The organism is Polaribacter sp. HA6-7, from assembly GCF_055693625.1.
Genome location: NZ_CM146338.1, coordinates 2,579,299 through 2,596,367, shown reverse-complemented (window position 1 = coordinate 2,596,367; position 17,069 = coordinate 2,579,299). Strand labels below are relative to the sequence as shown.

Below are 17,069 nucleotides of genomic sequence, written 5' to 3'. Positions count from 1 at the left end.
AGCAAAATTACAAATTAATACAACGCTTAAGACTTGTTGTAAAACATTTTATAAAACGTACCTTTGCATAAAATTTTATAAGATGACTTTTGAAGATTTAGATTTATCAAATCAATTACAATATGCAATAGACGATTTGGGGTTTACAACACCAACACCAATTCAAGAACAAGCATTTTCTGTGGTTAGATCTGGTAAAGATGTTGTAGGTATTGCGCAAACAGGTACAGGTAAAACTTTTGCTTATATGTTGCCAATTCTTAGAGATTTAAAATTTTCGAAACAACAACATCCTAGAATCTTGGTTTTGGTACCAACAAGAGAATTGGTTTTGCAAGTTGTAGAAGAAATAGAAAAACTATCTAAATACATAAATACACGTGTTTTAGGAGTTTATGGTGGTACAAATATTAACACGCAAAAACAAGCAATTTTACAAGGGCAAGATATTATTGTTGCAACACCTGGTAGATTGTATGATTTGGCTTTAAGTAATGCTTTAAAGTTAAAATCTATTCAGAAATTGGTGATTGATGAGGTAGATGTAATGTTAGATTTAGGTTTTCGTTTTCAATTGATGAACATTTTTGATGTGATACCGAAAGAAGACAAAACATATTGTTTTCTGCTACAATGACAGAAGATGTAGATGCTTTAATTTACGATTTCTTTAAAAATCCCACTAAAATATCTGTTGCAGTAAGCGGGACACCATTAGATAATATCGAACAAGTTTCTTACAATATACCTAACTTTTTTACTAAAGTTAATTTATTGCATCATCTTTTAAGAGATAAAGAAACGTACAATAAAGTATTAATATTTGTAGGTTTTAAAAGAACTGCAGATTTACTTTTTAAGCATTTAGAAGAGGTTTTTAACGATGAAATGTGTGTTATTCACTCTAATAAAACTCAGAATTACAGAATACGTTCGATAAGGCAGTTCGACGAAGGTAATAATAGAATATTATTAGCAACAGATGTAATGGCACGTGGTTTAGATTTTGATAATGTTTCTCATGTAATTAATTTTGATACCCCAGATTTTCGAAAAATTATATGCACAGAATTGGTAGAACTGGTCGTGCAGAAAAAGCGGGTAAAACGTTATTGTTTTCTACGGATAAAGAGCAAGAAGCTAAAGAGCAAATAGAAGCTTTAATGGATTATACTATTCCGGTTTTAGAATTACCAGAAGAAGTAGAAATTTCTAAATTGTTAACAGAAGACGAGCGCCCAAGAGAAGACCAAGGTATTTCTAAAAACAGAACAGGTTTAGAATATGTTCCGGGACCAGCATTTCATGAAAAAAGCGAAAAGAACAAGAAGGTAAATTTAGGTGGTTCTTACAGAAGAGAAATTGCTAAAAAATATAAAAAGCCTAAAACAAGAGGAGATAAAAATTACAACAAACGTAACAAGAAAAAATAATGCAAGTTTTAACAGCGCAAGAATTGCACAATTTGGCCATGAATATTGTTGGCGAAAAATTACAAGAAATGGGCTATGAGTTTCAAGCGATTAATAGTCAATTAAAAAGACATCCTCAATTTGTATTATTTAAAAAAGGAGAACCCACAATTTTTGTATTAGTAAAAGCTACAAAAAATCTTCAAAACCCTAACGAATACGATGTTTTATGGATGGAAACTTTTAAAAACCATGCAAGAAAACAAAATGCTAAAGTTTGGTTTGCTGGTGTAGGAATTGCAAATGCAGAAAGTGTAGAAAGTCCTGTTTTTAAAGACCAACCTTACTATGTTGCTTTCGATAATTTTGTAAAAGTATTAGAATAGATAAATGTATTATTCACAATAAAAAACGCCACAATTAATGTAGCGTTTTTTATGAATAAGAAGATTTTTACTTACGGGTTTGTAGACCATAAAGCAGCACTTTTTAGCATTGCTCTTTTTGGTAATTTTAATCCGCCCACAATTAATTCAGCAAAATCTTCTGGTTGTAAAACACTATCTTCCGAGTCTTTATCTGCAATACCTAATTCTACAGACATATCCGAAGCAATAGTACTAGGTGTTAATGTGCAAACTCTTATGTTGTTTTTTCTTACTTCTTTCATTAAAGATTCAGACATACCAATTACGGCAAATTTAGATGCAGAATAAGCAGAAACGTTAGCATTACCGTTTAATCCAGCTGTAGAAGCTACATTTATAATGTCTCCTATATTCTTTTCTATTAAATAAGGTAAAACTTCTTTAGTAACATAATACATTCCCATAACATTGGTTTGTATGATTTGTTCCCAAGTTTGTACATCCATTTCTGTAAAAGAACCAAAAGCAGCAATACCTGCATTATTTATTAAAATATCTACGCCGTTTAATTGCTCTATCAGTAATTTTATTGCTTTTTGAACTTCTTTATAATTACCAACATCAAAAGCGGCATAAGTAGCTTTTACACCAATTTTTTCAATTTCTTTTACAGTTTCTTTTAATACAGATTCATTTCTTCCTGTAATTGCAATATCTACGCCTTCTTTTGCTAAAGCCAATGCTGTTGCTTTACCCAAGCCTCTGCTTCCGCCGGTAATTATTGCTTTTTTGTTTGATAAATTTTCCATTTTTCTATTTTTTTAAATTTGATAAAATAAAAAACCACTCAGAAATTGAGTGGTTTTAATATGTTAAAAGAACGATGTATTATTTAGCATCTTGCTCTAATAAATCAAAGAATTGATTTAATTTAGGCATGATAATAATTTTTGTTCTTCTGTTTTTTGATTTGTTTTCTGCTGAGTTGTTTGGTACTAAAGGAATGTACTGACTTCTACCTGCAGCAATTAATCTTTGTGGTTTTACACCATACTTATATTGTAATATTCTAGTAATAGAAGTTGCTCTTAAAGCAGATAAATCCCAGTTGTCTTGAATTAAATCTCTTTTTATTGGTGTAGAATCTGTATGACCTTCAATCATCACTTCCATTTGCGGCTGATCGTTTACAACTTTAGCAATTTTTTCTAAAACTGTGTAAGCACCATCAGTTACGTTATAACTACCACTCTTAAATAATAATTTATCAGAAATAGAAATAAATACAACTGTTTTTTCTACGTTAACCTCGATGTCTTTATCTTGAATACCTTCTGTTAAGTTTCTAGTTAAGTGATATTTTATAGCTAAGTTTAATGAGTCTTTTTGAGTCATCGCTTTTCTTACACCATTAATATACTTGTCTTTTTCACTTAATTGAGCAATAACAGTCTTAATATTATCTGAAGAAGATTGCGTTAAAACAGTTAAATTTTCAACTTGTTTTAAAGCCGTTTTCTTATCGTCTTTTAAATATTTAACCTGTTCTGTTAAAGCAAAAATTTTCCCTTCTTCTTTTTCCTTTTCAATTAAACATTTTTGTAAATTAGTTTTTACAGCTAATAATTCCTCTTCTGCTTTCGTTTTCTCTGCTTGTAACGCTACAAATTCTTTCTTAGAAACACAAGAACTAACTAAAATTGTAGATAATAAGATTAAAGATATTTTCTTCATTTTTTCTGCTTAATAATTTATTATTCGAACAAATTTAATAAAATCAAAGAACAAAAAGTGCGATTAACAATTTTTTGTGAAAAATTATAGACTATTTTTGTTTTTATTAAACTTTTATTATGAAAAATTACCCATTTGTTATACTACTAATTTGTGCTTTATGCTTTTCTTCTTGTTCTAAAGAAACTATAAAGAAAAATTACACTTTTAAAGGAGCCGTATTTGGAACAACATACAAAATTACCTACTTAAATACAGATGAAAATTATAAAGAAAATATTGATAGTTTATTTCTTAAAATGAATAATTCTTTATCTACTTATATTTCAGATTCAGAAATTTCTAGAGTAAATAGAGATGAGGAAAATGTAGAATTAGATCCTTATTTTATAGAGGTTTTTAAAAAGTCTAAAAGAATTTTTAAAGAAACTAATGGTTACTTCGATCCAACAGTTGGTAATTTGGTAAACGCTTGGGGTTTTGGGCCAAAGAAAACAAAATTAGATCTAACAGAGGCAGAGGTTGCCAAGGAAATGCAGTTTGTAGGTTTTGATAAATTACAATTAGAAAACGCGACAATTCAGAAAGAATACCCCGGAATTTATTTAGATTTTAATTCAATTGCAAAAGGTTTTGGTATAGATGTAGTTGCTCGTTTTTTAGAAAGTAAAAATGTAAAAAGTTATTTAGTAGAAATTGGCGGAGAGATTAGAACAAAAGGTTTTAAAGAGGCAGATAAACCATGGTTGGTAAAATTAGTAGATCCAATAAATGCAGATGGTTCTGGTTTTAAAACACTAAATCTATCTAATAAATCGATGGCAACATCTCGTAACTATAGAAAGTTTAGAATATCAGAATCTGGTAAAAAGTTTGTACATACTGTTAATCCTAAAACTGGTTACGCACAAGAAAGTAATTTATTAAGTGCATCTGTAATTGCAGATTTAGATTGTGCAGATGTAGATGCGTATGCCACCGCATTTATGGCAATGGGATTAGAAAAAACAAAAAATTTCTTAAAGAAGAACAGTAAAATTAAAGCAATTTTATTATATACAAATGAAAACGGAAATCTAGAAGAATACACCAATTATACCTACAAGTAGGTAGTGTTTTTCGGCTTAAAAATGACTATTTTTTTTTATATTGCACTCTAAAGTTCTCAATACCCAACATTTACTATGAAAAAACAATTGTTATCTATTTTTTTGCTACTTTTTTTGTAGCTTTTATGCCCAAAACAATTCAGAAATTGCCAACGTATATATAAATAGAGCCAATACTGCTATTGAAGAAAGTATAGATTATAAAGAAGCACTAGATCTTTTTGAAAAAGCCATGAAATACATGGATACCGTAACAAAACCTTCTGTTGCAGACCTAGGAGCAAGAATATACTACGAATTAAAAAATTACAGACAAGCTCAAAAATATTCGAAACAATATTTTTTACTAGCTAAAAATAAAAAATCTGAAACTTATCAGCAGCAATTAGAACTATTTGTTACTATTGATGAAGAATTGAAAGAGCAAATAGAAAGAGAAAGAATATTAGAAGAAGAGAGAATTAGGAAATCTAAAGAACTTAAAAGAATAGATTCTTTAAAATTTATTTGGAAAAAGACTTCTATGGATATGGCTTTAAAAGTAGATAGTGTTTACAATTTTAACGCTAACAATTATGCATTGTTTTCTAAAGAAGGTAAGTTTGGAGTTATAAATGATAAAGCAGAAATAATTTTAGAAGCCAAAGAATACACAAATGCAATTAATTTTGCGGGGTATTTTTTATTACTGAATAAATCTAAAGAGGCAACTAAAATTTATAGTTTTAATACAAATAGCGGTACAGGTATTTTATTACCAAATCCATCTGACTTTAACGCGCTTTCTACACATTTTGGTAAGGTAATGTTGCCAAGAGAAAACGGAAGGTTAATTACATATCCAAACAACTCATATGAACCTTTAGTTTTTGACTTAAATCAAGGTAAAATTGTTAAAATCTCTAATAAAGAAGATTTAATGAAAGATTTAAAAAAGAACGATGTTTTAAGAAAATATAATAAAGATGGTGAAGTAAAAGTAGATAAAGATTGGTATTTGTTTGGAGGTCATTTAGGTGGCGGAATTTACCCGCTATATGTAGAAGGAGATTATAATGTTAAAGCTTTTTTATGTTCTGTAGATGGTACAATGTTGTATGCTGATTCTAAGTACGATTATATTGGTTCTTTTCATGATAACAAAGCGCAAGCTGTAAAAGGAGATACTATTTCTTGGGTAAATCAAAACGGAACAAAAGTATCAAACGCAAAAGATAGTAAAGCAAATTATAAAGGAGATTCTAAAGTATTTAAAGTAGAAGATGGTGTTTATCAGATTCTTAAAAATGGAGTAATTATAAACGGAGATAAAAAACTAGAAAAATTACCGTAATATTTAAGGAAATTTCAGTAATCTCAATTATTTATAACATACGGGAAGAATTTCGTTCTTCATTAAACAAAATCGTTCTAGTTTTTCCGGAGCGATTTTTTTTGTATAATCAACTTCATCAACCTTAAAACCAATTGCACGCAGTTTATCAAAATAATCTCTTCCGTAAACTCTTACATGATCGTATTGACCAAATATTTTTGCACGTTCTTTTTTGTCTGTTATAGTATCGTCTTCAAAAGTTTTTTCTCTTGATAAATCTTGCGGAATTTGAAAAATACCAAAACCACCAGGTTTTAAAACTCTATACAGTTCTTGCATCGCTTTAGTGTCATCAGGAATGTGTTCTAAAACATGATTACAAAAAACAACATCAAATTCGTTATTTTTAAAAGGTAAATCACAAATATCTGCTTTTACATCGGCAATTGGAGATTCTAAATCTGATGTTAAATAATTTAGATTTTCTTGTTTTCTAAAGATATCTAAAAAACATTGTTCTGGTGCAATATGTAAAACGTTTATTTTTTTTGTTGAGGTAAAGAAATTAGTTTCATCTTTAAGAAAAAGCCACATTAAACGATGTCTTTCTAAAGAAAGTGTAGAAGGAGAAAGTGCATTTTCTCTCTGGTTTCCATATCCGTAAGGTAGAAATTTTTTAAAACTTCTACCATCAATAGGATCTGTAAAATTATCACCTTTTAAATACCAAGCTATAGTTGGTCTAACTAGATAGCTTGCTTTAATTAACCAAGGTCTAGGTATGGTGTTAAGTATGGTTTTAAATATAGACATTAACGTTTATTTACTGTCTAAATTCGTCTTCTTCTGTAGTTTCAATTCCTAAAGCTTCGTGTACATATTTAAATGTAGAAAGCAATTCGGTTTTCCGTTTAGAATTGCAACATCGTGTTCAAAATGAGCAGATGGTTTGTCATCTAAAGTAGTAATTGTCCAACCATCAGAATGTTGTCTTATCTTTTGAGTTCCTAAATTTGTCATTGGTTCTATAGCTACAACCATTCCTTCTACAAACTTTTTTCCTCGTCCTCTTTTTCCGTAATTTGGCATTTCTGGGTCTTCGTGCATTTCTCTACCCAAACCATGACCAACAAGTTCTCTAACAACACCATAACCATGGTCTTCAGTAAATTTCTGAATCGCATAACCAACATCGCCAACTCTGTTACCAACTTTAAACTCTCTTATACCAACATACAAACTCTCTCTAGTTACGTCTAATAATTTTTTGGTTGCTGGTTCTATTTCGCCTACAGCAAAAGTGTATGCATGATCGCCATAAAAACCATTTTTTATTGCACCACAATCTATAGAAATAATATCGCCTTCTTTTAAAGGATCTTTATTTGGAATACCATGAACAACTTGAGAGTTCGGACTCATACAAAGCGTGTTCGGAAAATCATATAACCCTAAAAAACCAGGAATTGCACCTTCTGCTCTAATAAATTCTTCTGCTAATTTATCTAAATATAAAGTTGAAACACCAGGCTTAACTTCTTTGGCAAGCATACCTAATGTTTTAGAAACTACTAATGCACTTTCGCGCATAATTTCTATTTCTTCTTTGGTTTTAATCTTTATCATGTTAAAAAAATTGAACCACAAAGTTAGTATAATTTAAGTAATTTGTAGACTGATTTTGTTATTTGAAAAAAGAGAAAAAACCTTTTTTCTTTTTAGGTTCTCGGTTCGTGGTTAAAAATTTGCTTGTAAACTTGTGTCCAACCAATAAAACCACCCACATTTCTATCGTCTATAAATATGTCGGCGTTAATTTTTCTACTGTATTTTTCGTCATAAATTTCTTCCGGATAACTTTTGTTAACAGCATAAAATTCAATTCCGTTTTCTTTACAAAAAGCCACGGCTTCAGTTAATCTAGAGCCACTTCTATATGTCCATAAGATTAACCTAAAACCTTCTGCTTGAAGTTTTCTTAAGGTTTCGAAAGCAAAAAGTTGTGTTTTTCCTATTTTAGGATAACCGTCTTCTACAATTGTACCGTCAAAATCTACAGCAATAATTAAATTATTGTTTTTCATTTATTTACTTCTGTCGTAAGAATGTTTATATGGTTTGTTTGTAACTATTTTAAGAATATCTTTTTCTAGAGTTTGTCTTGCATATTCTACATAACGCCCAACCTCCTTATCATTTTTATAAAAAATAAATGTTGGTACTCTTATAATATTAAAGCCTTCTTGTAAATTGTCCGGTGTTCTTTTAGAACGATTAACGGTGATAAGCTCTACATTTTTAAGGTTGAAATTTGCCATTTCTAATATTTTAAAAAACGCGGTGTTTCTCTTTTACTATCGCCACACCAAGTGCCCATAAAACCTTTAATTTTATATCCTTTTAAAGCACTTTTTAAAGCTTCTATAGTTGCTGCGTCCGGTTTGTAAGAGTCATAATTTTTTGTAAACCAAGCACTGTAAGGTGCTTGATTGAAAGATTCTTTGTTTGCAAAGCCAATTAAATTGCCTTTATTGTTTTTTTAGCTGTAATTTCTTGTTGTGCACTGCAAGAACTTAATGCAATTACAAAAATAAGAGTAAAATTTTTTTCATTGTATTTGTTTACGATTCTATAATAAAGAGTTTTGTGTCATTTCTTCGGTTGTGCTACACCCATTAATTCTAAAATTGTAGGTGCTACGTCTCCCAATATACCGCTTTTTATAGACTTTATCTCTTTATCAATTAAAACAAAAGGTACAGGATTAGTAGTGTGCGCTGTGTGAGGTGAACCATCAGGATTCATCATTGTTTCACAATTACCATGATCTGCAATTAATAAAATAGAATAATCATTTTCTAAACCAGTTTCTATAACTTCTTTTGCACAAGCATCTACAGCTTCACAAGCTTTTATTGCTGCTTCCATAATACCTGTATGGCCAACCATATCTCCGTTTGCAAAATTTAAGCAAACAAAATCTACTTCACCTTTTTCTAAATCTTCACACAAAGCATCTTTTAATTCATAAGCAGACATTTCTGGTTTTAAATCGTAAGTAGCTACCTTAGGTGAGTTTCTTAAAATTCTAGATTCACCTTCAAAAGGAGCTTCTTGGCCACCAGAGAAGAAAAAGTTACATGTGGATACTTTTCTGTTTCGGCAATTCTAATTTGTTTTTTACCAGCTTTAGACAAAACTTCACCCAATGTGTTTTTAATATTATCGTTATTATAAATTACATTTATTCCTTTAAAGCTTTCGTCATATAAAGTAATGGTTGTATAGTATAAGTCTAATTTTTTCATTCCGAATTCCGGAAAATCATTCTGCGATAGCGCATTTGTTAATTCTCTTCCTCGATCTGTTCTATAGTTAAAAAACAAGACAACATCTCCTTCTTTAATTTTTGCTTTCGGATTACCGCTATTGTCTGTAGCAATTATTGGTGTATGAAATTCATCTGTAATACCAGCCTCATAATTTGCATTCATTTCAGCAAGAACTTCTGTTGTTTTTTTACCAATTCCGTTTACAACACCATCATAAGCTTCTTTTACACGTTCCCACCTGTTGTCTCTATCCATAGCATAATAACGCCCAGTTACAGAAGCCAATTCTCCTGTACTTTCTTTCATGTATTCTTGAATATCATTTATAAAAAACGTACCTGATTTAGGATCACAATCTCTACCATCTGTAAATGCATGTAAGTAAACATTTTCTACTTGATTTTCTTTAGCGACATCTAAAATTCCTTTTAAATGATTAATATGTGCATGAATTCCTCCGTTAGAAACCAAACCAAGTAAATGCACGTCTTTATTGTTTTCTTTTGCAAAGTTAAAAGTGTCTAAAAGTACTTTTTCTTTACCTAAAGTTTTTTCTTCTACAGCTTTGTTAATTCTAGCTAAATTTTGATATACAATTCTACCTGCACCCAAATTCATATGTCCAACTTCAGAATTACCCATTTGACCTTCTGGCAAACCAACATGCAAGCCGTCTGTTCTTAATTCTGCATGCGGATATTTGTCATACAAACTATTAATGTAAGGTGTTTTTGCGTTGTATATTGCAGATACTTTTGGGTCTTGAGTTATTCCCCAACCATCTAAAATCATTAAGATTACTTTCTTGTCCATTTTTCTAAAATTATACAGTAAAAATAAGAAAGTTTTTTGTCTTCTTATTAAGTTTTTACGAAACCGATACCGTAAAATTACTAGTATTATTCTTGCTTTTTTTCAATTGTAATATTATTCAGATTAAAAAAAGAAATTTTCATGAAATAGAAATAAAGAATTACTATTTTAATCCGTAATTTTGTAAGAATAATTCAATAAATAGAAGAATATGCAGTTTCAATTGAATGATGTCACAAAAAAGTTACCAAAACACTTACATAAGTTTGTAGTTAAGCAGCCTTATGAAGAATATACAGCACAGAACCAAGCCGTTTGGCGCTATGTAATGAGAATTAATGTTGATTATTTAAGTAAAGTTGCACATAATTCTTACATAAAAGGTTTAGATAAAACAGGAATTTCTACAGAAGTTATACCACACATGGAAGGTATGAATCGTATTTTAAAAGATATTGGTTGGGCTGCAGTTTCTGTAGACGGATTTATTCCGCCAAATGCTTTTATGGAATTTCAGGCATACAATGTTTTGGTAATTGCATCAGACATGAGAACTATAAATCATATAGAATATACGCCTGCGCCGGACATTATTCATGAAGCAGCTGGTCATGCTCCAATTATTGCAAATCCAGAATATGCTGAGTATTTAAGAAGATTTGGAGAGATAGGATGTAAAGCAATTTCTTCTGCTAAAGATTATGAAATGTATGAAGCAATTCGTTTGTTGTCTATTTTGAAAGAAGATCCAAATTCTACAGAAAAAGAAATTACAGAAGCGCAAGAAAAAGTAGAGTATCTGCAAGAAAATATGGGTGAATTATCTGAAATGGCACAGATAAGAAACTTACACTGGTGGACTGTTGAGTACGGATTGATTGGATCTTTAGAAAATCCTAAAATTTATGGAGCTGGTTTACTTTCTTCTATAGGTGAAAGTGCATGGTGTATGAAAGAAGAAGTGGTTAAAAAACCATATTCTATAGAAGCTGCTAATATAAATTTTGATATTACAAAACCACAACCACAACTTTTTGTAACTCCAGATTTTGCTCATTTAAGTTTAGTTTTAGAACAATTTGCCAATAAAATGGCAATTAGAAAAGGAGGTTTATCTGGTTTAAGAAAATTGATAGAATCTAAAAACCTTGGAACGATTGAGCTTAGTACGGGTATTCAAGTTTCGGCGTTTTTACAAATGTTATTGCAGACGAAAATAACAAGCCAATTTATTTTCAAACAACAGGGCCAACTGCTTTGTCTAACAGAGATAAAGAGTTGATTGGTCATGGTATCGAAACGCATGCAGATGGTTTTGGTAGCCCAATAGGTAAGTTAAAAGGAATTAATATTCCTATCGAAAATATGAGTCCTAGAGATTTAGAAGCTTACCAAATTTATGAAGGTAAAACAATTACTTTAGAGTTTGAAGGCGGTTTAAAAGTAATAGGAAATGTAATTACAGGTACAAGAGATTTAAAAGGAAAAATATTGATAATTTCTTTTGAAAACTCTACAGTTACCCATAATGATAAGGTTTTATTTCAACCTGAATGGGGTGTTTACGACATGGCTGTGGGTAAAGAAGTTGTATCGGCTTATGCTGGTGCAGCAGATATCAATTCTTTTGAAGATACAAGTGAAGTTTCTAAAACAAAAACACATAAAATTAAGTATTCTGATAATCAGAAAAGATTATATGGTTTATACGATAGTGTTAGAGAAATTAGAAATACAAAAAATGTAACAGAACAAAAAATTGAATCTATTTATAATGACCTTTTAAATAATTACAAAAATGATTGGTTATTGCTTTTAGAGCTATATGAATTAGCAAAAGCATATAAATTAGATATTCAAGAAAAGATTCTAAAATCTTTAGAGGTTTTAAAAAGTAATAATAGTTACACAAAATTGATAGAAAATGGTTTAGCTTTGTGTCATTAATCAAAATAACAACATAACATGGGCTTATTTAGCATGTTTAAAAGAAATGATATGAGTGCAGAAATTAAAGAATATTTACAAAACGATGCCGTAATTTTAGATGTTAGAACTTTAGAAGAATGGAATGAAGGACATATAGAGTCTTCTAAACACATTGTTTTAAATTTAATTCCGTTAGAAATAGAACAAATAAAATCATGGAACAAACCTGTAATTACAGTTTGTAGAAGTGGAGGTAGAAGTGGGCAAGCTGCTCAGTTTTTAGCTCAAAACGGAGTTGATGTTATAAATGGCGGACCTTGGCAAAATGTAGCAAAAGAGCTATAAAAACCTATTTGTCAAACCCTTTTCTTCTACGCTTACGTAATTTCAAGTAAATTATGTAAGTGTGTTTTATTTTTCTAATAATTGCAAAAATACCACCAAGCATTGCACCTACAAATGCTCCCATAGTTAAAGCATCTAAGTTTTGACCTGTAATTAAGCGTTTTAAAACGAAAGTAATAATACCTATTAGAATTAGTACAAAAAAGACTTGTAATTTAGATTTAGATAAGTGTGCATAAATTCCGCCCAAACCACCAGTAATTATTGCTGTGGCGGTAATCTTAGTTAAAAATAATTCTATTAATTCGCTTGTAGTTGGTTGTATAATTGCAGAAACAAAAATACCAACCAGAGCACCGTGAAACTAAACCTGTAATAATTTTTCTAATCATACTTTCAGTAATTATTTTACCTAAGACTTAAAGGTACAAAATATTAATGTACTAAATTAAGTTTCTTTTTTGTGCGCTTTATTTTCTTTAATATTTTTTCTTAACTTCAAATATATATAATTTAAATCTTCAAAAAAGGTAGGGTAAATTACAATTGAGTTGTTTTACTAATAGATAATAGAAATTATGTATTAGAATTTATAAATTTTTAAATTATGAAAACAATCAAATTAATAGCAACATTTATCGCTCTTTTTACAATCGGATTTTTAAATGCTCAAGAACAAAAAGAACAGCAATTAGAACAAAAAGAACTGTCTAAATCTGCTTATTATCAAAAAAGAGCAAAGGAAGATGCCAAATTCGAACAACAATATGAGGCTAAATCTAAAAAAGATGAAAAACAATTCGGAAAGAACAAAAAGCCTACGAAAAAGAGTTAAAGAAAAAAGACAAAGAAGCGTATGATGCCTATATGCAAGGTAAAAGAGATGCTTATGCAGAACATCACAATCACTGTGATTCACATTGTCATCATGGTTATTATTATCACAATCACACAAGATATTATTACAGTTACGAGTATAGAAGTCAACCAAGATATAGAACACGAACAAGTGTAAGAGTTGGTGTGCCAAGAGTAAGAATTGGATTATTTTAATTAATTAAAAGCTTATCGAGCATAGTTTTCGGTAAGCTTTTTTAAAATTTAATAAAAGGAAGTTTTTTAGTTAACTGTGCTTTTTTTAATTGCAAGTTTTTTAAAAACTTTTGATGTTCTTCAGAAGCTTCATTAAAAGGTCTGTGTGCAATTCCTCGCTGAATTGTTTCAACATCTTTCATAATTGGTTTAGAATCTTCAGAAAACCAAGTTGCTGTGAATTTTTCCCAAATATAATTTATTGCAATGTTATTCGGATGAATCATATCTTCATTATAAAAACGATAATCTCTCAATTCATCTACTACAATTTCATAGGAAGGGAAATAATATGAATTCATATCAGAATTTACGGTAGCATGAACCGCACTAATTAAATGCGCTTTACTTCTGTTGTTTTCTATAAAACCATCTTTTAAATGTCTAACCGGTGAAACTGTAAAAATAATGTTAGCATTTTTATTAATTGATTTTATTAGAGAAGTTATCTTTTTTAAAGTTGAGGTAATTTCATCAACAGAAAGTAAATCTTTAGAAAATTTTTTCTGCGGAATTTTATGACAATTTGCTACAATACAATCATTTTCTAAATAACGATATACCCAAGAAGTACCTAATGTTATAAGAATATGAGATGCATTTTCTAAATAACTTTTAGTGTTTTTTAAAGCTAAATTTAAGTTGTATAAAAGCGTTTTCTTATCCGAAGCACTTAAACTTGAGTGTGCATCAAAACAATGCCACCTTTCGTTGTTGTAAACTAATTCTTTTTCGGTATAGAATTTACTGTTGATAGCTCTAGAAATTAAATTTTCTATTGCCTTCGGATGAAATAAAATACCAAATGGATTTTGCTGTGTTTGAAACTTATAAAAAGCAAGTTTATTACCAATGTTTTCTGAAAAACAAGAACCAATTAAAAGTGTTTTAGAATGATAAGAAATAAGATTGTTATCTTCTCTTTTGATTGGTATTTGTGTCTGAAAAATCATTTATACTAAATAATCTTTTGCTTTGTCTAATGCTTTCGGTATTCCACCTGGGTTTTTACCACCAGCAGTTGCAAAAAAGTTTTGGCCACCACCGCCACCATGAATTAATTTACCTAATTCTCTAACAACCTTACCAGCATCGTAACCACGTTCTTTTGCCAATTCTTTAGAAATGTAACAAGTTAACATCGCTTTGTCTTTAGAAGGAGCAGTAGCAAACAATAAAAATAAATTATCTAGATCTTTACCTAAGCTAAAAGCTAAGTTTTTAATTCCGTTTGCATCTAAATCTACTTTTGTAGCTAAAAATTGCACTCCATTAATTTCTTGAAGATTATTCTTAATTTCTCTTGATAAATTTTGCGCTTTTTCTTTTAATAGTTGCTCTATTTGTTTTTGAAGCGACGCATTATCTTCTTGTAATTTTAAAACTGCTTTTACGGGTTCTTTAGCGTTGTTAAGTAAGTCTTTAATTTCGAATAAAGTTTTGTTATTTTCAGAATAGAAATCTTTAACAGCATCATTAGTAATTGCTTCTATTCTTCTAATTCCGGAGGCAACAGCGCCTTCAGATTTAATTTTGAAATGCCATATGTCTCCGGTGTTTTGTACATGTGTACCACCACATAATTCTACAGATTTACCAAATTTAATTGCTCTAACAGTATCACCATATTTTTCTCCAAACAATGCCATTGCACCATCATCTAAAGCTTGTTGCATTGGTATATTCCTTTTTCTACTAAAGGTAGTTTACCGTAAATACGTGCATTAACAAAATCTTCTACATCGCGTAACTCATCCGCAGTTAACTTAGAAAAGTGAGAAAAATCGAAACGTAAATATTTAGAATGCACAGCAGAACCTTTTTGCTCTACATGTGTTCCTAAAACTTCTCTTAAAGCTTGATGCAATAAATGTGTTGCTGTATGATTACATTCTGTTCTGTAGCGTTGTTTTTTATCTACAACAGCTTTAAAACTCTCGTTTAAATGCTTTGGTAAATTTTTGGTAAAATGTATAATTAAGTTGTTTTCTTTTTTAGTATCTAAAATATAAACAACATCACCGTGTGTATCTTCTAAATATCCTTTATCACCAACTTGTCCTCCGCCTTCAGGATAAAAAGGTGTTAAATTGAAGACTAATTGAAACATTTCGCCATCTTTTTTAGAGGTTACTTTTCTATACTTAGTTAGCTTTACATCAGCTTCTAAATAATCGTAACCAATAAATTCTTCTTCTTTGTCATCAATTAAAACTACCCAATCTTCTGTTGAGCTTTCACTTGCAGCTCTAGATCTATTTTTTTGTTTCTGAAGTTCTTCTTTAAAACCGTTTTCATCTAAAGTATAGCCTTTTTCAGATAAAATTAAAGCAGTTAAATCAATAGGAAATCCAAAAGTATCATACAATTCGAATACTTTTTCACCGTAAATTTCTTTGGATTTAGAAGCATCAATAATTCCGTCTAATAAAAGCAATCCTTTGTCTAGAGTTTTTAAGAAAGAGGCTTCTTCTTCTCTAATTACATTTTCTATTAATTGTTTTTGGGCTTTAATTTCCGGAAAAGCTTCTCCCATTTTATTGCTTAAAACTTCTACAAGTCTATAAATAAAAGGATCTTTTTTATTTAAAAACGTAAATCCGTATCTAATAGCTCTTCTTAAAATTCTACGAATAACATAACCTGCACCTGTGTTACTTGGTAATTGGCCATCTGCTATTGAAAAAGCAACCGCTCTAACATGATCTGAAATTACACGAGTTGCAATGTCTTGTTTTTCGTTTTTTCCGTAAGTTGTATTTGTAATAGTCCCAATTTCGCTAATAATTGGTTTAAAAACATCTGTGTCGTAGTTAGATTGTACATTTTGCAAAACCATGCATAAACGCTCAAATCCCATACCGGTATCTATATGTTTGTTTGGTAATTCTTCTAAGGTTCCGTTTGCTTTTCTATTGAACTGCATAAAAACTAAGTTCCATATTTCTACAACATGCGGATGATCTTCATTTATTAAAGTTCTACCATCAACTTTTGCTTTCTCTTCTGCAGAACGAATATCTACATGAATTTCAGAGCAAGGTCCGCAAGGTCCTTGTTCTCCCATTTCCCAAAAGTTATCTTTTTTATTTCCTTTTAAAATTCTGTCTTCATCTATATATTGTTTCCAAATATCGTAGGCTTCGGTATCTAATTTTAAATTGTCTTTATCGTCAGAGCCTTCAAAAACGGTAACATATAAAATGTCTTTATCAATTTTATAAACTTCGGTTAATAATTCCCAAGCCCAAGCGATAGCTTCTTTCTTAAAATAATCTCCAAAAGACCAATTACCCAACATTTCAAATAATGTGTGATGATAGGTGTCGTAACCAACTTCTTCTAAATCATTATGCTTACCGTAAACCCTTAAACATTTTTGCGAATCTGTAATTCTTGTACTTTTAGGCGAGCCATTACCCAAGAAATACTCTTTAAAAGGTGCCATTCCGAATTTACAAACATTAAAGTTGGGTCGTCTTTAGTTACCATGGGTGCAGACGGCACAATAAGATGAGATTTATCTTTAAAAAAGTTTAAAAATGTAGCACGAATATCTTGAGATTTCATAAAGAAAGAAGTTTCTAGATTGGTTATTATATGTTAATATATCTATAAAA

Annotated in this window: 14 protein-coding genes and 5 pseudogenes; 9 read left to right on the top strand and 10 right to left on the bottom strand. The window is 30.1% G+C overall.

What is annotated here, in order from left to right:
- Positions 1 to 82: 82 nt before the first annotated feature.
- Together ACZ1HD_RS14610 and ACZ1HD_RS14605 are read left to right on the top strand one after the other, a co-directional pair.
- Positions 83 to 1,433: pseudogene (locus ACZ1HD_RS14610) on the top strand (DEAD/DEAH box helicase).
- Positions 1,433 to 1,798: a Na(+)-translocating NADH-quinone reductase subunit F gene (locus ACZ1HD_RS14605; protein WP_077810192.1), complete on the top strand. Its 366-nt coding sequence runs from the start codon at positions 1,433 to 1,435 to the stop codon at positions 1,796 to 1,798. Before ACZ1HD_RS14610 ends, ACZ1HD_RS14605 begins: the two are co-directional and overlap by 1 nt.
- Positions 1,799 to 1,869: 71 nt before the next feature.
- On the opposite strand, the gene ACZ1HD_RS14600 is transcribed toward ACZ1HD_RS14605, so the two are convergent.
- Together ACZ1HD_RS14600 and ACZ1HD_RS14595 are read right to left on the bottom strand one after the other, a co-directional pair.
- Complete coding sequence (locus ACZ1HD_RS14600) at positions 1,870 to 2,589, bottom strand: 3-ketoacyl-ACP reductase (protein WP_472687874.1); 720 nt, start codon at positions 2,587 to 2,589, stop codon at positions 1,870 to 1,872.
- A gap of 79 nt (positions 2,590 to 2,668) precedes the next feature.
- Positions 2,669 to 3,514: an OmpA/MotB family protein gene (locus ACZ1HD_RS14595; RefSeq protein ID WP_079737375.1), complete on the bottom strand. Its 846-nt coding sequence runs from the start codon at positions 3,512 to 3,514 to the stop codon at positions 2,669 to 2,671.
- Positions 3,515 to 3,633: 119 nt separating this feature from the next.
- Here ACZ1HD_RS14595 and ACZ1HD_RS14590 point away from each other — a divergent pair, with 119 nt between their 5' ends.
- Both ACZ1HD_RS14590 and ACZ1HD_RS14585 read left to right on the top strand, forming a co-directional pair.
- Positions 3,634 to 4,623, top strand: coding sequence for an FAD:protein FMN transferase (locus ACZ1HD_RS14590; RefSeq protein ID WP_472687873.1), 990 nt, complete (start codon positions 3,634 to 3,636; stop codon positions 4,621 to 4,623).
- A 241-nt stretch (positions 4,624 to 4,864) separates the two neighbouring features.
- Complete coding sequence (locus ACZ1HD_RS14585; RefSeq protein WP_472687872.1) at positions 4,865 to 5,956, top strand: hypothetical protein; 1,092 nt, start codon at positions 4,865 to 4,867, stop codon at positions 5,954 to 5,956.
- Positions 5,957 to 5,983: 27 nt separating this feature from the next.
- Here ACZ1HD_RS14585 and ACZ1HD_RS14580 read toward each other — a convergent pair whose 3' ends face one another.
- From ACZ1HD_RS14580 to gpmI, 5 genes and pseudogenes are all read right to left on the bottom strand, one after another.
- Entirely contained in the window at positions 5,984 to 6,751 is a 768-nt protein-coding gene (locus ACZ1HD_RS14580) for a methyltransferase domain-containing protein (protein WP_340932442.1), read from the bottom strand.
- A gap of 10 nt (positions 6,752 to 6,761) precedes the next feature.
- Positions 6,762 to 7,564, bottom strand: a pseudogene (gene map, locus ACZ1HD_RS14575) (type I methionyl aminopeptidase).
- Positions 7,565 to 7,622: 58 nt separating this feature from the next.
- Positions 7,623 to 8,022: pseudogene (locus tag ACZ1HD_RS14570) on the bottom strand (BT0820 family HAD-type phosphatase).
- The gene (locus ACZ1HD_RS14565) at positions 8,023 to 8,256 is read right to left on the bottom strand and encodes a hypothetical protein (RefSeq protein ID WP_472687871.1); all 234 of its coding nucleotides are present in this window, start codon (positions 8,254 to 8,256) and stop codon (positions 8,023 to 8,025) included.
- Positions 8,257 to 8,587: 331 nt separating this feature from the next.
- Positions 8,588 to 10,062: pseudogene (gpmI, locus tag ACZ1HD_RS14560) on the bottom strand (2,3-bisphosphoglycerate-independent phosphoglycerate mutase).
- Between the two features lie 244 nt (positions 10,063 to 10,306).
- On the opposite strand from gpmI, the gene ACZ1HD_RS14555 reads away from it, so the two are divergent.
- From ACZ1HD_RS14555 to ACZ1HD_RS14545, 3 genes are read left to right on the top strand one after another with little or no spacing between them, the layout of a single operon-like run.
- Positions 10,307 to 11,365, top strand: coding sequence for an aromatic amino acid hydroxylase (locus ACZ1HD_RS14555; protein ID WP_472687870.1), 1,059 nt, complete (start codon positions 10,307 to 10,309; stop codon positions 11,363 to 11,365).
- Complete coding sequence (locus ACZ1HD_RS14550; protein ID WP_472687869.1) at positions 11,341 to 12,030, top strand: hypothetical protein; 690 nt, start codon at positions 11,341 to 11,343, stop codon at positions 12,028 to 12,030. The genes ACZ1HD_RS14555 and ACZ1HD_RS14550 overlap by 25 nt, the downstream gene beginning before the upstream one ends.
- Positions 12,031 to 12,048: 18 nt before the next feature.
- Positions 12,049 to 12,357: a rhodanese-like domain-containing protein gene (locus tag ACZ1HD_RS14545; protein WP_472687868.1), complete on the top strand. Its 309-nt coding sequence runs from the start codon at positions 12,049 to 12,051 to the stop codon at positions 12,355 to 12,357.
- 4 nt (positions 12,358 to 12,361) lie between these two features.
- Here ACZ1HD_RS14545 and ACZ1HD_RS14540 read toward each other — a convergent pair whose 3' ends face one another.
- Positions 12,362 to 12,607 carry a hypothetical protein gene (locus ACZ1HD_RS14540; protein ID WP_472687867.1) on the bottom strand — a complete coding sequence of 82 codons (246 nt, stop codon included), beginning with the start codon at positions 12,605 to 12,607 and terminating at the stop codon, positions 12,362 to 12,364.
- A gap of 357 nt (positions 12,608 to 12,964) precedes the next feature.
- On the opposite strand from ACZ1HD_RS14540, the gene ACZ1HD_RS14535 reads away from it, so the two are divergent.
- Both ACZ1HD_RS14535 and ACZ1HD_RS14530 read left to right on the top strand, forming a co-directional pair.
- Positions 12,965 to 13,192 carry a hypothetical protein gene (locus ACZ1HD_RS14535; RefSeq protein WP_472687866.1) on the top strand — a complete coding sequence of 76 codons (228 nt, stop codon included), beginning with the start codon at positions 12,965 to 12,967 and terminating at the stop codon, positions 13,190 to 13,192.
- Between the two features lie 32 nt (positions 13,193 to 13,224).
- Positions 13,225 to 13,410 (top strand): hypothetical protein, encoded by a 186-nt coding sequence (locus tag ACZ1HD_RS14530; protein ID WP_472687865.1) that lies wholly within the window; start codon positions 13,225 to 13,227, stop codon positions 13,408 to 13,410.
- 41 nt (positions 13,411 to 13,451) lie between these two features.
- Here the strand turns inward: ACZ1HD_RS14530 and ACZ1HD_RS14525 are convergent, their stop codons facing one another.
- Positions 13,452 to 14,402, bottom strand: coding sequence for a GSCFA domain-containing protein (locus ACZ1HD_RS14525; RefSeq protein ID WP_472687864.1), 951 nt, complete (start codon positions 14,400 to 14,402; stop codon positions 13,452 to 13,454).
- Positions 14,403 to 17,019: pseudogene (gene alaS / locus ACZ1HD_RS14520) on the bottom strand (alanine--tRNA ligase). It abuts the gene before it with no gap.
- Positions 17,020 to 17,069 lie beyond the last annotated feature (50 nt).